Below are 17,813 nucleotides of genomic sequence, written 5' to 3'. Positions count from 1 at the left end.
GCAGCGGCCACCGTCTCGGACTGCCCCCGGGCCCGGCCCTCAGCGGGCAGACGGCGGCGCTGTCCGGCACTGGCTGCCGTGCTTGGGCGGTCGGCCGCCCTTGGGGTCGTGGACTCGCGGCGGCGTCGGCCGGCGCACCACCCGGTCCGAACGCAGACGGCCGAGGATCTCCACGGGTGGCCCGGCCGGCAGGTGCGCGATGCGCAGGGCGTCGTACCCGGAGCCGAGCACCACCAGCATCTCAGGGTCTGTCTCGTGCCACCGCCCGGCGGCGATGAGCCGCTCGACGACCTCGCGGACCTGGGCAGTGGCGACGGCGGTAAAACCGGCACCAGGCGCTGTAGGCGGACCGCATCCAGCACCGCCGTCCACGACATGCGGCAGGACGGCCGTGCCGCCCCGCCGGCCCGAAGGCTGACAGGGCGAAGCGGCTGCCAGGTTCGGTGCGGGATGGCGGGGCAGAGGGCTGCCGGTGTTCGGCGGTGCCACGGGCAGGTGAGCGGTGATCAGTTTTCCTGTGGCGCGCAGAGCGACGACGGCCTTCTCACCGACGGTCTGGACCAGGTGCGGTCCGTGGCCGCCGATGCGGTGCGGATCCGCCTTCTTCGGCGCCGGCTGCTCGGTGGAGCCGCCCCGCACGGTGATCGTCGGCTCCTGCCCGGACATCCGCAGGGTTGTCCCGCAGGCGCCCGGAGCGTGCCGGATCGCGCTGGTGATCAGTTCGCCGGCGGCCGGCTCGGCGTCCATGGCCAGAGCCGGCGGCACCGCGGTGTGACCGGTTCGGGGACGTGAGTGAAAAGGGGCGCGTACGGACCGGCTGGCATCCGCAGCCCGCGCCGCGCCCCGTCCCGGGTCGCGCCGTAGCACAGCGGGGTTTCCCCGTCCGTACCATCTGCCGGTTGCTTGCTCAGCGGGATGACCGCAGGGGTTTTCTCAGTGCGCTCGCCGTTCAGTGGGGGTGTTGCGTTTCCGTCGCGTACCCGGGGGCCGAGAGCACACAGCGCGGAGCGGCGGGTACCCCGATGAATATTCATCGGGGTACCCGCCGCTCCGCGCGGGTCAAGGCTGTGTGGCGGCGTCGCTGTCGGGGTGGAGGGGGAAGATCTGGTCGAGGCCGACCAGCCGTAGCACACGCAAGGTGGGGTCGGGGACGGCGGCGAGTGCGATGTCGGCATGGGCGGCCTGGGCGTGGTTGCGGGCGGTAATCATGGCGGTGATGCCGCTGGAGTCGCAGAACTCCAGCCCGGCCAGGTCCAGGACGAGGCGCTGGCCGGGCTGGAGGGTGAGCGCGGTGATCAGTGCGCGGAGTTCGCCGGCGGTGGTGTAGTCGAGGTCGCCGCTGATCTCCAGAACGGGGCCGGTGGGAGCGTGGCGGGTGGTGGTCTTCAGCGGGTTCATGCGGTGGCTTCGGTCCGAGGGGTGAGGGCGGGGACGCCGAGGGCGAGAAGGGCGGTGTCGTCGTCGAGGCCGTCGCCGAAGCCGTCCAGCAGGCCGGTGAGGGCCTGGATCACGTCCCGGGCGGAGCGGCCGGCGTGGCCGGCGGCGAATTCGAGCAGAGCTTCTTCTCCGTAGAGGGCGGTGCGGTCGTCGCCGGTGCGGGCCTCGGTCAGGCCGTCGGTGTACAGCACCAGGGTGTCCCCGGGATCCAGCACGGTCGTGGCGGCGGAGAAGGCGGCGGTGGGCAGGACGCCGACGAGGAAACCACCGGGAGTAGGGAGGAATTCGGCCTTCCCGTTTCCGCGCAGGACAAGGGCCGGGGGGTGTCCGCCGGAGGCAAGACGGACGGTGACCTGCCCTGTGGCGGGATCGGGGTCGAGGGTGCCGAAAATCGTGGTGCAGTAGCGCGGGTCGTCGCCGGTGTAGCGCTCATGGAGCACCTGGTTGAGGGTCGTCAGGGCGGAGACGGGGTCGGGGTCGTGCACGGCGGCGGCACGCAGGGTGTAGCGGGTCAGTGAAGTGACCGCGGCGGCCTGGGGGCCCTTGCCGCACACGTCACCGAGGAAGAAGGCGAAGCGATCGGCGTTGACGGGGAAGAGATCGTAGAAGTCGCCGCCGAGCCGATCCGGGGAAGCGGTGCGGTAGTGGGCGGCCGCCTCCATTCCCGGTACCGAGGGGAGGGTGGCGGGCAGCAGCGACTGCTGCAGCACGGCCAGGGCGTCCTGCAACCGGGCACGGTCCGCCTCCGCCTCCTTACGTGCCTGTTCAGCTGCTTTACGGGCCCGCAGGAGCTCCTGCTCGTAGGCGCGGCGTTCACGGGCGTCGAAGACAGTGGTGCGGATCAGCTGGGGCTCTTTGCCGCTGCCGTGTTTGACGACGGAGGAGACCAGGACCGGTATGCGCCCGCCGCCGGCTCCCTTGATCTCCAAGGCGACACCGCTGATCTCACCCTGCATCTGCAGCAAAGGCGCGAAGTGCGTCTCGTGGTACAGCTTGCCGCCCACGGTCAGCAGGTCGGTGAACCGCATCCGGCCCACCACCGCCTCACCCTCCAGGCCGAGCCAGTCCAGCAACGTGGCGTTGATCTTGGCGATGGTGCCGTCCATCAGCGTGGACAGATACCCGCAGGGCGCGTTCTCGTAAAGTTCCTCGACGCTGTCCTCCAGCAGCGCGGCGAATGCCGCGTGCGGTGTCTTGTCGTTGCCTGCGTCATGCGGGCCGGGTTCCTGCCCGGTGCGGCACATCACCGCAGACGCGCCAGGAAATCGGTGATCGCTTCGTTGGTGGCCTCGGGTGCGGAAAGGTGCGGGCAGTGCCCTGTCGCGTCGAGCGTGACCAGCTCCGAGCCGGGGATCGCCCGGTGGACGAAGGCGCCGACCTCCCGGGGGGCGATGACGTCCTGGGTGCACTCCAGGATCAGCGTCGGCACCGTCACCGCCTTCAGGTCGTCCCGCGAGTCCGACAGGAACGTGGTCCGGGCGAAGACGCGCGCCATGTCCGGGTCGGTGGCGCAAAAGCTGCTCTTCAGTTCCTCACCGAGTTCGGGCCGATCCGCGTTCCCCATGATCACCGGTGCCATCGCCGCCGACCAGCCCAGATAGTTCGACTCCAAAGAGACCAAGAGTTCGTCGATGTCCTCGGCGCTGAATCCGCCCCGGTAGCCGTCGTCATCGATGTACCGCGGGGACGGAGCGACCATCACCAGCGCCCCGAGACGCTCCGGCGCCATCCCGGCCGCCAGCACACCGATCATCGCGCTGACAGAATGCCCCACGAACACCGCCTCGCGCAGATCGAGCGCCTCACAGACCTCGGCCACGTCCCGGGCGTAACCGTCCAGCGAGGCATAGCGGTCCTCCGAGAACGCGGACAGGTCCGAACGGCCCGATCCGACGTAGTCGAACAGCACCACCCGGTAGTCCCCTACCAGAGCGGGCACGGTCAGCCGCCACATGTTCTGATCACAGCCGAACCCATGCGCCAGCACCACCGCCCGCCCCCGGGGGTTACCGGTGACCGTGACATTGTTCCTGCGTTCGATGTCCATGCCTCCACTGTCTCAGGCTCTGCCCACTCCACAGACAGGACCGCGGACCGCCCCGTGCCCCGGCCGGTGGATTCCGTCTGCGCCACGCACCGCCGCTACACCATGAAACGGGGCAGCCACCGGACATCTCCGGCCCCGACCGCACACAGCACACACGATGCATCCCAGCACCCCAAACCCGCACAAGCCCAAGCCGATGAACACACAACCCGCGCCACAGTGCGGGCTTTGCCCTGTGATCGGATGCAGAACGGCCGGTCAAAGACGTGTCGCTACGCGGATCAGGTCGGCGGCTGCGCGAAGCCGGATCTGCGACGGCCAAGCGATCACGGCAGGAACCGGACGCGGTGATCCGCCGGTTCCGCTTCCGGCTGCTGTGAAGCGGCTCACCTGCGCTGTCCGTACCTGATCGTAGGTACGGACAGGCTGCGTATGGGTTCCGTCAAGACCCTCCGCCATGCCGTAAGGGAGCCGTCAACGGACGCTGCCATCCGACCACGGAGGCGCTTTCCTCTACTCGTCCGTTCCATTCGCACCTGACTTCAGGAGTTCGCGATGGCCGATCCGGCCTTCGTCGTCACCACGCTCGTGGTCTTCGCGCTGGTGGCCTTCCTCGCCAAGGGGGTGACGAAGCTGTGACCGCCGAGAACGTAGTCGGCCTGCTCGTGGCCGTCGCCCTGCTGGGCTATCTCTTCCTCGCCCTGGTCTTCCCGGAGAGGTTCTGAGCCGCAGCATGGGTCCCGTAACCGCCGGCGTGCTCCAACTGCTCGCGCTGACAGGCGCGCTGGCACTCGTCCACATCCCCCTCGGCACCTACATGGCCTGGGTCTACTCCTCCGAGCGACACCTTCGGGCCGAGAAGTGGATCTACAAGGGCATCGGCGCCGACCCCGACACCGAGATGCGCTGGACCGCGTACCTGCGCGGTGTCCTCGCCTTCTCGGCAATCGGCGTCCTCTTCCTCTACGCCCTCCAGCGGCTCCAGGGCGTGCTGCCCGGCTCGCTGGGCTTCGCCTCGATCGACCCGGACCAGGCGTTCAACACCGCCGTGTCCTTCGTGACCAACACCAACTGGCAGTCGTATTACGGCGAGCAGGCCATGGGCCACGTCGTGCAGACCGCCGGTCTGGCCGTGCAGAACTTCGTCTCCGCGGCCGTCGGCATGGCCGTCGCGGTGGCTCTGGTGCGCGGTTTCGCGCGGTCCCGCTCCGGTGAGCTGGGCAACTTCTGGTCGGACCTGGTGCGCGGTGTCGTGCGCATCCTGGTGCCGCTGGCGTTCGTCGCCGCGATCGTGCTGGTCGCCTGTGGCGTCATCCAGAACTTCTCCGGGATCCACGAGGTCGGCCAATTCCCTCATGGGCACAGCACGGGCGGCACGCAGGAGTGGAACGGGGGCGCGGTCGCCTCGCAGGAGGCCATCAAGGAGCTGGGCACCAACGGTGGCGGTTACTTCAACGCCAATTCCGCCCACCCCTTCGAGAACCCCACCCCGTTCTCCAACCTCTTCGAGATCTTCCTGATCCTGGTCATCCCGTTCTCCCTGCCCCGCACCTTCGGCGTCATGGTCGGCTCGGTCAGGCAGGGCCACGCGATCCTCGCCACCATGGCCACCATCTGGGTCGGCTTCGTCGCGCTCATGATGTGGACCGAGTTCTCCCACCACGGCCCGGCCTTCGAGCTCGCGAACGGGGCGATGGAGGGCAAGGAGGTCCGGTTCGGGATCGGCGGCTCGTCGATCTTCGCGGTGTCGACCACGCTCACCTCGACCGGTGCGGTGGACTCCTTCCATTCCTCCTTCACCGGTCTGGGCGGAGGTATCACGATGCTCGGCATGATGCTGGGTGAGATCGCGCCCGGCGGCGTGGGCTCCGGTCTCTACGGCATGCTGATCATGGCGGTCATCGCGGTGTTCATCGCCGGTCTGATGGTCGGCCGCACGCCCGAGTACCTGGGCAAGAGGATCGGCATCCGCGAGATCAAGCCGGCGGCTCTGTACATCCTGGTCACTCCGGCGCTCGTGCTGGTCTTCACCGCCGTCGCGATGACCCTGCCGACCCCGGCGAACTCCATGACCAACAGCGGTGCGCACGGATTCTCCGAAATCCTCTACGCCTACACGTCCGCCTCGAACAACAACGGCTCCGCCTTCGCCGGCCTGAACGCCGACACCCAGTGGTTCAACACCACGCTCGGCCTCGCGATGCTGCTCGGCCGTTTCCTGCCGATGGTGTTCGTCCTGGCTCTTGCCGGCTCGCTGGCCCGGCAGACGCCGGTCCCGGCCACCGCGGGCACCCTGCGCACCGAGAAACCGCTGTTCACCGGCCTGCTGATGGGCGCAATTCTGATCATCACCGGTCTCACGTACTTCCCCGCCCTCGCGCTGGGCCCGCTCTCCGAAGGGCTGGCGTGATGACCACCCGTACAGAGAAGTCGGAGGACTCCATGTCCGTGCCCGTCCTGACGCTCCACCAGGACGCGCCGGCGGACCGCAAGAGGCCTGAGGGCCGTATCGGCGCGGGTCTGTTCGACCCCAAGCAACTGGTGAAGTCACTGCCGGACGCGTTCCGCAAACTCGACCCGCGGGTGATGATCAAGTCCCCCGTGATGTTCGTGGTCCTCGTCGGCTCCGTCCTGACGACGGTCTTCTCCTTCACGGACCCGGGCGACTGGTTCGGCTGGACCATCAGCGCCTGGCTCTGGCTGACCGTGCTCTTCGCCAACCTGGCGGAGGCGGTCGCCGAGGGCCGCGGCAGAGCCCAGGCCGACACGCTGCGCAAAGCCAGGACCGACACGGTCGCCCGGCGGCTGTTCGAGGACGGCACCGAAGAGCAGGTCCCCGGCACCGCCCTGACCATCGGCGACCTGGTGGTCTGCGAGGCCGGGGACGTCATCCCCGGCGACGGCGACGTCGTCGAGGGCGTCGCGTCCGTCGACGAGTCGGCCGTCACCGGCGAGTCCGCGCCCGTCATCCGCGAGTCCGGAGGCGACCGTTCGGCGGTCACCGGCGGTACGAAGGTCCTCTCCGACCGCATCATCATCAAGATCACGACGAAGCCGGGCGAGACCTTCATCGACCGGATGATCAATCTGGTGGAGGGGGCGGCCCGGCAGAAGACGCCGAACGAGATCGCGCTGAACATCCTGCTCGCTTCGCTGACGATCGTCTTCCTGCTGACGGTGGCGACCCTGCCGCCGTTCGCGGAGTACGCCGGCTCCGAGCTCGGCATGGTCGTGCTGGTGGCCCTGCTGGTCTGCCTGATCCCGACCACGATCGGCGCCCTGCTCTCCGCGATCGGCATCGCGGGCATGGACCGCCTGGTCCAGCGCAATGTACTGGCCATGTCGGGCCGCGCGGTCGAGGCCGCCGGGGACGTCTCCACGCTGCTGCTGGACAAGACCGGCACCATCACGCTCGGCAATCGCCGGGCCGCCGAGTTCGTGCCGGTGCGCGGTACCACCGAGGCCGAGGTCGCCGACGCCGCCCAGCTCTCCTCTCTGGCCGACGAGACGCCCGAGGGCCGCTCGATCGTGGTCCTGGCCAAGGAGAGGTACGGGCTGCGCGAGCGCCGTCAAGGCGAACTGGTGGGCGCCGAGTGGATCGCCTTCACCGCGCAGACCCGTATGTCCGGCGTGGACGTCGCCGGACGGAAGATCCGCAAGGGGGCGGCCGGCTCGGTCATCGCCTGGGCCCAGGAGCGCGGCGGCCGGGTCGCCGAGGACGCCGGCACCGTCGCCGACCGCATCTCCGAAGCGGGCGGCACCCCGCTGCTGGTCGCGGTCGAGGACATCGGCGGCGCCCGGATCCTGGGGGTCGTCCACCTCAAGGACGTCGTCAAGGACGGCATGCGCGAGCGGTTCCGGGAACTGCGCCGCATGGGCGTCAGAACCGTCATGATCACGGGTGACAACCCGCTGACCGCCAAGGCGATCGCCGACGAGGCGGGCGTCGACGACTTCCTCGCCGAGGCCACGCCCGAGGACAAGATGGCGCTGATCAAGCGGGAGCAGGCCGGCGGCAAGCTGGTGGCGATGACCGGTGACGGCACCAACGACGCCCCGGCGCTCGCCCAGGCGGATGTCGGCGTGGCGATGAACACCGGTACGTCGGCCGCCAAGGAGGCCGGCAACATGGTCGACCTCGACTCCGACCCGACCAAGCTGATCGAGATCGTCGAGGTCGGCAAGCAGCTCCTCATCACCCGGGGCGCGCTGACGGCGTTCTCCCTCGCCAACGACGTCGCCAAGTACTTCGCGATCATCCCGGCGCTCTTCGCGGCGGTCCACCCGGGCCTGGACAAGCTCAACGTCATGGGTCTGTCCTCACCCGACTCCGCGATCCTGTCCGCGGTGATCTTCAACGCGCTGATCATCATCGCGCTGGTTCCGCTCTCCCTGAAGGGCGTGCGGTACCGGCCGGTCAGCGCCGACCGCATGCTGCGGCGCAACCTCACTCTCTACGGCCTCGGCGGTCTGGTCGCGCCCTTCATCGGCATCAAGCTCATCGACCTGCTGCTCTCCCTCGTCCCCGGAATCGACTGATCGCCATGAACAATCCAGTGACCGACACCGCCCGGTTGCTCGGGGCAGGTCTGCGTGCCCTCCTCGCACTGACTCTGGTGACGGGCGTCGTCTATCCGCTCGTCGTCACGGGCATCGCCCAGGGGCTGTTCAGCGACAAGGCGAACGGCTCAGAGATCAAGTCCGACGGCGGGGTCGTCGGCTCATCCCTGATCGGGCAGCCCTACAACCTGCCGCTCAAGGAGGGCGAGGAGACCCCGGCCGCCGACCTGAAGTGGTTCCAGGGCCGTCCGCACAACGGCCTGGGCGCCAACAGCGTCAACACCCGCTACTCGATCCTCCTGTCCGGCGCGACCAACCGGTCCGGCGACAACGAAGAGCTGATCCAGTGGGTGAAGGACGCCAAGGCCGCCGTGGTGAAGGAAAACTCGGTGGCCGGCTACACGGTCGAGCCGGAGGAGGTGCCCGCCGACGCGGTCACCTCCTCCGGCTCCGGCCTCGACCCGCACATCTCCCCGGAGTACGCGGACATCCAGGTCCACCGGATCGCGGAGAAGAACGGCCTGCCCTTCGCCGAGGTCCGGAAGCTGGTCGATGCACGCACCGAGGGCCGCACACTCGGCTTCATCGGTGAGCCCCGGGTCAACGTGCTCGAGCTCAACATCGCTCTCAGGGAACTCGTGGCGAAGAGCTGACGGCGTCATGTGTTCTCTCACGGGAGCCGGCGGCCGGCAGCAGTGCCCGGATCCGTCGGCTCCCGACGCCCACGGCCCGACATACGACAGGAGAGGCGGCCCACCCATGACCCGGGTGCTCGTGGTGGAGGACGACCCGCAGCTCGCGCGGGCCCTCGTGATCAACTTGCAGGCACGCCACTACGGCGTGGACGCCGCTCCCGACGGGGCCACGGCCCTGCGGCTCACCGCCGTGCGTCCGCCCGATGCGGTGCTGCTCGACCTCGGCCTGCCCGACATGGACGGCGTCGACGTCATCAAGGGCCTGCAGGGCTGGACCCGGGCGCCGGTCCTGGTCCTGTCCGCCCGGCAGTCGTCCGGCGAGAAGGTCTCGGCACTGGACGCGGGCGCCGACGACTACATCACCAAGCCGTTCAGCATGGACGAGCTGCTGGCCCGACTGCGGGCCGCCGTACGCCGCGCCGCGGACCTTCCGCCCGTTCCGGAGACGACTCCGGTCGAGACGGACGACTTCACCGTCGACCTGCTCGCCAAGAAGGTCGTCCGGGGCGGGCGGGACGTGCGGCTCACTCCGACCGAGTGGAATCTGCTGGAAATCCTGGTGACCCATCCGGGCCGGCTCGTCACCCAGAAGCATCTCCTCCAGGAGGTCTGGGGTCTTTCCCGAAGCAGCAGGACCAACTACCTGCGCGTCTACATGGCCCAGCTGCGACGCAAACTGGAGAAGGACCCCTCCCACCCCCGCTATCTGATCACCGAGCCCGGCATGGGCTACCGCTTCGAAGCCTGACCGAGGGACGACATGGCACGCGGCACACTCCGCCCCTTCCTCGCCGGCCATGTCCTGCGCGGTGGGACGAGTCTCGACGCCCCTCCGGAGCGGGTCCGTGAGACCTTCGGAATGGAGTCGGTGGCGCTGCTGGAGCGCGAGAGTGACGTGGCGCCCTGGACCTGTGCCGGCAGTGTCGGCCCACGCCCCTGCGTCGTTCCCGACGAGGCAGACGCCGACGTCCCGGTCGGCGACCGCACGACCCTGGCCGGTCGGGTCCTGCCGGCCGAGGACCGCCGGCGCCTTCAGCAAGGGCGGACCAGGCCGAGGAACCCGCCGAGGGCAACCGCATCCGCGCCGCCCCGCTCGCCGCCGCCAGCCAGGACCCGCGCACCCCGCCCGCCGGTATCAAGGCCGGCTCGACCACCTCGTCGGCAACCTCCTCGACATGTCACGCCTCCAGACCGGCACCGTCACCCCGATCATCCGCGAGACCGACCTGGACGAGGTGATCCCGACGGCGCCGGGCGGCGTCCCCGAGGACACACCCGGTGGGGGCCTGACCACGGTGTTCACCGTACGGACCACATCGCAGCGGTATGAGGAGCAGCCGGACCTGCCGGCGGCGACGGCCTGAAGCGCTCAGGCTTCGAACAGCGCGTTCTCGAGCTCGTTCACGCTGCCCGGTGTTCAGCCACGGTCGACGGACGTTACGGCAGCGTACGGCCGTCGGTTCAAGTTCCAGCGGGGACGGCGGTACCGCGAGGACGGGCAGGTGGCCCGGGCGCGGTGGGAGCGGCCGGCCTGCGGCCGCAGCGGGCTGTGCGGACGGCCACGCACTCCGGGACCGATCACGAGGAGATCGCCCTCTCGGCCGGTGATCTGCCGCAGCGCCTGTCCCGGGGCGTCCCGGGTGATGAGCGCCCTTCCCGTGGTCGGGACCCCGCGGGACACGGACGCCCCGGGGTGACTCGAAGTGCGCGATGTGGGAACTGGAAGAGAAACCCTGACGCACGAGGGGAGGCCGGATGCCCACACGCCCGCCCGGCTCCCTCACCGGAGGAGAGACCACGATGGCGCACGAAGACGACCTTCAGCAGGCCGTGCCGGACACGCCGGGGACGCACGCTGACGGCGGCCGCGTCACGCGCCGCCGGCCGCTGCGGGAGCGGCACGTCGAGGAGACGGTCGAGATCGCGGTGCCGGTGCGGACGGCGTACAACCAGTGGACACAGTTCAAGACCTTCCCGCGCTTCTCGACCGTGGTGCACGGCGTCGAGCAGATCAGGCCCGCCGTGACCACCTGGACCATCGGCTACGGGCCCCTGCGCCACCGCTTCGCGGTCGAGATCCTGGAACAGGACCCCGACACCTACCTGGCCTGGCGCGGTCTTGGACAGAACCCCTCCCACCAGGGCGAGGTCGAGTTCGGGCCGACGGAGTCCGGCGGCACCGCGATCACCGTCCGGATGCTCCTGGAACCACGGGGAGCCGCGAGGGTCCTCACCCGCTCGTCCAGGGCCGCTCGACTGACCGCCCGGCTGGTGCGCGGGGAACTCGTGAACTTCAAGCAGTTCATCGAGGGACTGGGGCAGGAGGGCGGGGCCTGGCGCGGCACCATCCGCAACGGCCGCGTGCAACACGATCACCCGGAACCGCCCAGGAGCCGCGTGGCCCAGTGGCCTGTCGGCTGACCGGCGTACCGGACACGGCAAGAGAAAGGCGAACCGATGCAGAACCCGGTCGGCGAGGAGCCGGAGACCGCCCTCTCCGTGACACCGCCGAAGAAGTGGGCGGCCGGAGTCCCCGCGGTCGTGCACGCGCTGGAGTACTCCCTGGAGCAGACCTCCCCGCGCAGGACCGGGGTGGACCTGCTGGCCATGAACCAGGTGGGCGGGATCGACTGCCCCGGCTGCGCGTGGGCGGACCCGGCCCCGGGCCGCCGCCATCGCAACGAGTACTGCGAGAACGGCGCCAAGCACATCAACGACGAGGCCACCACGCGCCGGGTCACCGCCGCCTTCTTCCGTGAGCACAGCGTCTCCGACCTCGCCGCCCGCTCCGACATGTGGCTCAACCAGCAGGGCCGGCTCACCGAGCCGATGATCAAGCGGCCCGGCTCCGAGCACTACGAGCCCATCGGCTGGAACGACGCCCTGGGCGTCCTCGCGCAGGAACTGAAGGCGCTGGCCTCCCCCGACGAGGCCGTCTTCTACACCTCCGGCCGCGCCAGCAACGAGGCCGCCTTCGTCCTGCAGCTCTTCGCCCGCGCCTTCGGCACCAACAACCTGCCCGACTGCAGCAACATGTGCCACGAGTCCAGCGGCTTCGCCCTGAGCGAGACCCTGGGCACCGGCAAGGGCACCGTCAGCCTCGACGACCTCCACCACGCCGACCTGATCTTCCTGGTCGGGCAGAACCCGGGCAGCAACCACCCGCGCCAGCTCTCCGCACTGGAGGAGGCCAAGCGCAACGGTGGCCGGATCGTGGCGGTCAACCCGCTGCCGGAGGCAGGTCTGCGGCGCTTCAAGAACCCGCAGAAACCGAGCGGGGTCCTCGGGCGCGGCACCCAGATCGCCGACCGCTTCCTGCACATCAAGCCCGGCGGCGACCTCGCTCTGTTCCAGGCCCTCAACCGTCTGCTGCTGGAGGCCGAGGAGGCCCGGCCCGGCACCGTCCTGGACCACGCCTTCATCGAGGCCCACACCAGCGGCTTCGAGGAGTTCGCCCGGCACGCCCGTACCGTCGACTGGGACGACGTGCGCGCGGCGACCGGACTGACCCGCGAGGAGATCGAGAAGGTCCGCGACGAGGTCCTGCGGAGCGAACGCGTCATCGTCTGCTGGGCGATGGGCATCACCCAGCACAAGCACGGCGTGCCCACCGTCCGGGAGATCGTCAACTTCCTGATGCTGCGTGGCAACCTGGGGCGCGCCGGTGCCGGCGCCTGCCCGGTGCGTGGCCACAGCAACGTCCAGGGTGACCGCACCATGGGCATCTGGGAGCAGATGCCGGACACCTTCCTCGACGCCCTGCGGCAGGAGTTCGGCTTCGACCCGCCGCGCCCGCACGGCCTGGACTCGGTGGACTCGATCAAGGCGATGCTCGAAGGCCGCGTCAAGGTCTTCCTCGCCCTGGCCGGCAACTTCGTCCGCGCCGCTCCCGACAGCGAGGTCACCGAGGAGGCGATGCGCTCGTGCCGGCTGACCGCCCACATCTCCACCAAGCTCAACCGCTCGCACACGGTCTGCGGCGACACCGCGCTGATCCTGCCGACCCTGGGGCGTACCGAGCGTGACGTCCAGGCCGACGGCGAGCAGTTCGTCACCGTCGAGAACTCCATGAGTGAGGTGCACACCTCCCAAGGCCGCCTCGAACCGGCCTCCCCGCTGCTGCTCAGCGAAGTCGCCATCCTGTGCCGGCTCGCCCGCCGCACCCTGGACGGCAAGGCGGACATCCCCTGGGACAGGTTCGAGGGCGACTACGGCACCATCCGTGACCGCATCTCCCGCATCGTGCCGGGTTTCCACGACTTCAACGCACGGGTGACCCGCCCCGGGGGCTTCCAGCTGCCCAACCCGGTCAACGAGGGCGTCTTCAACACCAAGGCCCGCAAAGCCCTGTTCACCTGCAACGAGCGCGTGGTCCCCCGGGCGCCCGAGGGTCACCTGCTGCTGCAGACGCTGCGCTCGCACGACCAGTGGAACACCGTTCCCTACACGAACAACGACCGCTACCGCGGCATTCACGGCAGCCGCCACGTCGTGCTCGTCAACCCGGCCGACCTGACCGAACTCGGCCTCGCCCAGGGCGATCGCGTCGACCTGGTGAGCGTCTGGGCGGACGGCTCCGAGCGCCGGGCCGAGAACTTCGAGGTCGTGCCCTACCCGGCCGCCAAGGGCTCGGCCGCCGCCTACTACCCGGAGACGAACGTCCTGGTGCCGCTGGACAGCGTCGCCGACATCAGCAACCAGCCCACGTCGAAGGGGATCGTCGTCCGCCTCGAACCCGCCCTCGACCGGACACAGCCCGCACCCGCCTGACCGGCGGCACGATCCCGACGGGGCCCGCGACGACAGCGGGCCCCGTCGGGCGTTGTCGACAGGGCGACGCGCCCTCAGCGGGTCAGGAGGAACCACGGGACGGGGCCTGCGGGCGGCCGGCGTCGCAAAGGCCGCGGCTGCCGCGAGGGGCGGGACCGGGGACAGGGCGCAGGGTGTCGCCGCTCCCCGCGGCACCCGCCAGCGCGGAGAGCTCGGACGGTGCGGGGTCGCGGCCGCGCGAACCACTACGGCGGCGAGTACCACCCGAGGAGCGGGCGCACACCGCCGCGCTCGTCCAGCGAGACGGGGTCGGCGGTGGGGCCGGCGATCACCACCCGGTGGCCGGCCTCGGTGAGCACCTTGTGGGAAGCGGCCGCCTCCTCGGCCCGGTAGCCGGTGGGGTGGGTGGTGCCGTCGGCCGGCGCGAGGGTGTCCGCGGCCGAGACGATCATGAGGATCTTCCGACGAGTCCGCCGACGGGCAACCCCGGTCACCCGCGTCCTCTCCACGCCTCCGACCGTGCCGGTCACGCGGAGGACCGGTTCTGCCGGTCGGCCGGAGACCACTCATGTCGATCTTGTGCAGCTTTGCAGCCGACAGCATGGAACCCGGACGAGGCCGCTCATCTCGCCACGCGGCACCTGTCGACTTCGTGATAGCACGGAGTGATCAGACAGGGAGGGCCTACGACGCCATGGGGATCTTCAACCGCCGCCAGACAGCCGTCATCGAGCCGGTGCCGGTGGCCGGCACCAGCACGCCCGCAGCGGATGCCTCGACCACCGGTGTCGCACTGGATCCGACGCTGCGGGCACTGACCGGGCGATGGGCCATCGACCGCCCGCACAGCCGCATCGGATTCTCCGTCCGGCACGCGATGGTGACAACGGTCCGGGGGGCTTTCAGCGACTACGACAGCACACTGTACTTCGACGGAGCGCGGCCCTCCGAGTCGCGGGCCGACCTCGTCATCCGGGTCGCCAGCGTCGACACGGGCGTGGAACAGCGGGACGCGCACCTCATCGGCCCCGACTTCTTCGACGTGCGGCGTTATCCGGAGATGGTGTTCCGCAGCACCTCCACCAGTCACGAGGGCGGGGAGAGCTTCCGCATGACGGGAGAGCTGACCATCCGTGACGTCACCCGGCCCGTCGACCTGCAACTCGACTACCTCGGCTCGGTCCTGGATCCGTTCGGGTACGAGCGGGCGGGCTTCGACGGCACCACCACCATCGACCGCACCGAGTGGGGCCTGGTCTACAACCAGCGCCTCAAGAACGGCGGCGCCATGGTGAGCGAGAAGGTCCGGCTGCAGCTCGACATCTCCGCCATCCGGTCCACGCCATAGCCGCCCCGATGGACGTCTTCGCCTGAGGCGTACCGCTCGACGGACGTCCGCCGTTCACACAATGCGTTCTCGCACATGAACCGGCGGACCCGCAGGCACAGCCGAACCCGCTTCCCCGCACCGGGACCGTCAGCGGGAAACCGCAGACGGAGGCTGTGAACTCGTTCCGCCCGGCCCTTGCACCCGACGCGTTCGGCCCCGGCCATCGAGCACCGGGCCTCCATCCGCCGGCCGGAGCGACTCTCACCGTGCACGCGTCACGGAAAGTGAGCCGGAACCCGAATCCGGGCGGCGCGCGTCCCGCCGGGACCGGACGGGGCGGTCCGGGGAGTCATGGCCGGATCCACGGTGCGGGAAGGGAGGCGGTGCGGGTCGCCGCTGGGCGCCGTCGGCCGGAGCATCCGGACGATAAAATATCCCATACTGGGAGGAAAGGGGTGAAATGGCACTACAGGACAACGGTACTGAGGGCCGCCCCGAGGGCACGCCCGAGCCGTACACCACGACCTCGACCGCCGCCACCGCCGTCGCCATCGCCGACGAGCGGGGGGTGATCACGGGGTGGAGTGAGGAAGCCCGGAGCCTGCTCGGTTACACAGCCGGGGAGGCCGTCTCACGCCCCGCGGCCGATCTGCTCGCCTCACACCTCCCCCCGTCCGCCCTGCGCCGCCTGGCGGAACACGAGCCGTGGCACGGCGCCGTCCCGGCTCGGCACCGGGACGGCCGGACGGTGGACATAGCGGTCCGGGCCTGTCCGTGCCCGGACCGGGACGGCCGGACCCAATGGGTCCTCACGGCCTCGGTTCCGGATCCCCCGGGCCTGCCCGAGGACAAGGACACCCTGCTGGGGGAACTCACCCTGTCCCAGCTCCCGGTCGCCGTGGCGTTCTACGACCAGGACAACCGGGCGGTGGGAGCCAACGACGTGATAGCCCGGATAATGGACCTGCCCGAGGAGCAGATACGAGGGCACCGCCTCATGGACTTCCTGCCCAGTCCGGCATACGACGAATTCACGGAGCTCCAGGACCAGGTGGTGCGCACCGGGAAACCCGTGCACGTGGTCCGGCACCTCCGGGCACCCGGCGAGTCACGGGGACGTTTCTGGTCCGTGTTCCTCTCTCCGCTGAAGAACCACCTCGGCCAGGTGCAGGGATCGTCCGTCGCGCTCCTCGACATCACCGAGCAGTACCTGGCCCGCCAGCGGCTGCTGCTCGTCAATGAGGCCGGCAACCGCATCGGCAGCACCCTGGACGTCACACGTACCGCGCAGGAACTGACCGACGTGGTCGTTCCCCGGCTCGCGGACTACGCATCCGTCGACCTGCTGGAGTTCATCCACCGCGGCGAGGAACCGCCCGACGGCCCGCCGCGCGGCCCGGTCACCATGCGCCGGACCGCACGGCAGGCGGACACCGATGCCCTCCTCGGCATCATGCTCCGGCTGGGGAGCACGGTGGCGTACCCGGCGTCCGCGCCCACGGCCGAGTGTCTGGCCACCGGCCGCTCCGCGGTGTACGAGGTGAACGACTCCTCCATGGCCCGATGGACGGCCCAGGACCCCGAGCGGGCCACCCGGCTCCTCCGGTCCGGGGCGCACTCGGTGATGGTGGTGCCGATGCGCGCTCGTGGTGTCACTCTCGGCTCGGTCTTCCTGGGCCGCACCCGGCACCCGGAGGCGTTCGCGCAGGACGACGTCCTGCTGGCCGAGGAGATCACGGCCAGGGCCGCGGTGTGCATCGACAACGCCCGTCGCTACACCCGTGAGCGCATCACGGCCATGACCCTGCAGCGCAGTCTGCTGCCCATGACACTGCCCTGCCAGCCGGCGGTCGAGGCCGCCTCCCGCTACCTGCCCGCCGGAGGCCGGGCCGGCGTGGGCGGTGACTGGTTCGATGTCATCCCGCTCTCCGGCGCCCGGGTCGCCCTGGTGGTCGGCGATGTCGTCGGTCACGGGGTCCAGGCCTCCGCCACCATGGGGCGGCTGCGCACGGCCGTGCGGACCCTGGCCGACATCGACCTGCCGCCCGACGAGCTGCTCACCCACCTCGACGACGTCGTCATCCGCCTGTCCTGCGAGGCCGCGGCCGACGCCGACATCGCCGGAGACATCGGCGCCACCTGTCTCTACGCGGTCTACGATCCCGTCTCCCGCCGCTGTTCACTGGCCCGGGCCGGCCACCCGCCGCCCGTCGTGGTGACCCCGGACGGCGAAGCGGCCTTCCTCGACCTTCCCGCGAGCCCACCGCTCGGCCTGGGAGGCCTGCCCTTCGAGGCACGCGAGGTCGAACTGCCCGAGGGCAGCCTCCTCGCCCTGTACACCGACGGCCTGGTCGAAGCCCGCGGCCATGAGGCCGACGAGAGGCTCGGTACGCTGCGCCGGACCCTCGCCCGGCCCGCGCAGACGTTGGACACGCTCTGCGACGACGTGCTCGCAACGCTGCTGCCCGTCCCTCCCGATGACGACATCGCCCTGCTCCTCGCCCGCACCCGCGCCCTGGGAGCCGGTCAGGTCGCCACCTGGAGTCTGCCTCCGGAACCCGTCGTCGTCGCCCAGGCACGCAAACAGGCCACCGACCAGCTGACGGCCTGGGGACTGGACGAGTCCTCCTTCGTCACCGAGCTGGTGGTCAGCGAACTGGTCACCAACGCCATCCGCTACGGCCGGCCCCCCATCCAGCTGCGGCTGATCCACGACGGCAGCCTCATCTGCGAGGTCTCCGACGCCGGCAGCACATCCCCGCACCTGCGCCGCGCCCGCACCTTCGACGAGGGCGGACGCGGACTGCTCCTCGTCGCCCAGTTCGCCTGGCACTGGGGCACCCGCCACGCCGCACAGGGCAAGACGATCTGGGCCGAGATACCTCTGGCGGCCTGAGCGGACGTGGCCGGCCAAGACCGAAGCGGCGACTCGGGCCGTCGCGTGGGTGGGCTGACCAGCCGGGGCGGGGTGCCC

At 70.1% G+C, this 17,813-nt stretch carries 14 protein-coding genes and 1 pseudogene; 10 read left to right on the top strand and 5 right to left on the bottom strand.

The genetic code is table 11. The features are described 5' to 3' along the window. Positions 1 to 39 precede the first annotated feature (39 nt). From ACF1DX_RS27120 to ACF1DX_RS27105, 4 genes are all read right to left on the bottom strand, one after another. Positions 40 to 747 (bottom strand): transposase, encoded by a 708-nt coding sequence (locus ACF1DX_RS27120; protein ID WP_391793743.1) that lies wholly within the window; start codon positions 745 to 747, stop codon positions 40 to 42. A gap of 312 nt (positions 748 to 1,059) precedes the next feature. Next, entirely contained in the window at positions 1,060 to 1,398 is a 339-nt protein-coding gene (locus ACF1DX_RS27115; RefSeq protein WP_391793742.1) for an STAS domain-containing protein, read from the bottom strand. Next, positions 1,395 to 2,681 carry a PP2C family protein-serine/threonine phosphatase gene (locus ACF1DX_RS27110; protein WP_391793741.1) on the bottom strand — a complete coding sequence of 429 codons (1,287 nt, stop codon included), beginning with the start codon at positions 2,679 to 2,681 and terminating at the stop codon, positions 1,395 to 1,397. The genes ACF1DX_RS27115 and ACF1DX_RS27110 overlap by 4 nt, the downstream gene beginning before the upstream one ends. Continuing rightward, complete coding sequence (locus tag ACF1DX_RS27105; protein ID WP_391793740.1) at positions 2,681 to 3,484, bottom strand: alpha/beta fold hydrolase; 804 nt, start codon at positions 3,482 to 3,484, stop codon at positions 2,681 to 2,683. The genes ACF1DX_RS27110 and ACF1DX_RS27105 overlap by 1 nt, the downstream gene beginning before the upstream one ends. A 635-nt stretch (positions 3,485 to 4,119) precedes the next feature. On the opposite strand from ACF1DX_RS27105, the gene kdpF reads away from it, so the two are divergent. From kdpF to ACF1DX_RS27065, 8 genes and pseudogenes are all read left to right on the top strand, one after another. Beyond that, entirely contained in the window at positions 4,120 to 4,209 is a 90-nt protein-coding gene (gene kdpF / locus ACF1DX_RS27100; protein ID WP_391793739.1) for a K(+)-transporting ATPase subunit F, read from the top strand. Between the two features lie 8 nt (positions 4,210 to 4,217). Next, on the top strand, positions 4,218 to 5,894 hold the full coding sequence (kdpA, locus tag ACF1DX_RS27095) for a potassium-transporting ATPase subunit KdpA (RefSeq protein ID WP_391793738.1): 1,677 nt from the start codon (positions 4,218 to 4,220) through the stop codon (positions 5,892 to 5,894). Beyond that, positions 5,894 to 8,023, top strand: a complete 2,130-nt coding sequence (gene kdpB, locus ACF1DX_RS27090; RefSeq protein ID WP_391793737.1) for a potassium-transporting ATPase subunit KdpB — start codon at positions 5,894 to 5,896, stop codon at positions 8,021 to 8,023. The genes kdpA and kdpB overlap by 1 nt, the downstream gene beginning before the upstream one ends. A 5-nt stretch (positions 8,024 to 8,028) precedes the next feature. Beyond that, on the top strand, positions 8,029 to 8,697 hold the full coding sequence (locus ACF1DX_RS27085) for a potassium-transporting ATPase subunit C (RefSeq protein ID WP_391793736.1): 669 nt from the start codon (positions 8,029 to 8,031) through the stop codon (positions 8,695 to 8,697). Between the two features lie 106 nt (positions 8,698 to 8,803). Next, a complete protein-coding gene (locus ACF1DX_RS27080; RefSeq protein WP_391793735.1) occupies positions 8,804 to 9,487 on the top strand; it encodes a response regulator in 684 nt (227 codons plus the stop codon). A gap of 15 nt (positions 9,488 to 9,502) precedes the next feature. Then, positions 9,503 to 10,013: pseudogene (locus ACF1DX_RS27075) on the top strand (histidine kinase); the annotation flags it as partial. Positions 10,014 to 10,539: 526 nt separating this feature from the next. Continuing rightward, complete coding sequence (locus ACF1DX_RS27070; protein WP_391793734.1) at positions 10,540 to 11,160, top strand: SRPBCC family protein; 621 nt, start codon at positions 10,540 to 10,542, stop codon at positions 11,158 to 11,160. Positions 11,161 to 11,196: 36 nt separating this feature from the next. Further along, positions 11,197 to 13,509: an FdhF/YdeP family oxidoreductase gene (locus tag ACF1DX_RS27065; RefSeq protein ID WP_391793733.1), complete on the top strand. Its 2,313-nt coding sequence runs from the start codon at positions 11,197 to 11,199 to the stop codon at positions 13,507 to 13,509. A 245-nt stretch (positions 13,510 to 13,754) separates the two neighbouring features. Here ACF1DX_RS27065 and ACF1DX_RS27060 read toward each other — a convergent pair whose 3' ends face one another. After that, positions 13,755 to 13,961 (bottom strand): hypothetical protein, encoded by a 207-nt coding sequence (locus tag ACF1DX_RS27060; protein ID WP_391793732.1) that lies wholly within the window; start codon positions 13,959 to 13,961, stop codon positions 13,755 to 13,757. Positions 13,962 to 14,203: 242 nt separating this feature from the next. Here ACF1DX_RS27060 and ACF1DX_RS27055 point away from each other — a divergent pair, with 242 nt between their 5' ends. Then, the gene (locus ACF1DX_RS27055; protein ID WP_391793731.1) at positions 14,204 to 14,857 is read left to right on the top strand and encodes a YceI family protein; all 654 of its coding nucleotides are present in this window, start codon (positions 14,204 to 14,206) and stop codon (positions 14,855 to 14,857) included. 442 nt (positions 14,858 to 15,299) lie between these two features. Then, positions 15,300 to 17,735: a SpoIIE family protein phosphatase gene (locus ACF1DX_RS27050; protein ID WP_391793730.1), complete on the top strand. Its 2,436-nt coding sequence runs from the start codon at positions 15,300 to 15,302 to the stop codon at positions 17,733 to 17,735. Positions 17,736 to 17,813 lie beyond the last annotated feature (78 nt).

This window comes from Streptomyces sp. NPDC014676, from assembly GCF_043084105.1.
Classification (GTDB): Bacteria; Actinomycetota; Actinomycetes; order Streptomycetales; family Streptomycetaceae; genus Streptomyces.
The sequence above is the reverse complement of the archived record's forward strand: the minus strand, read 5'-3'. Positions and strand labels throughout refer to the sequence as shown.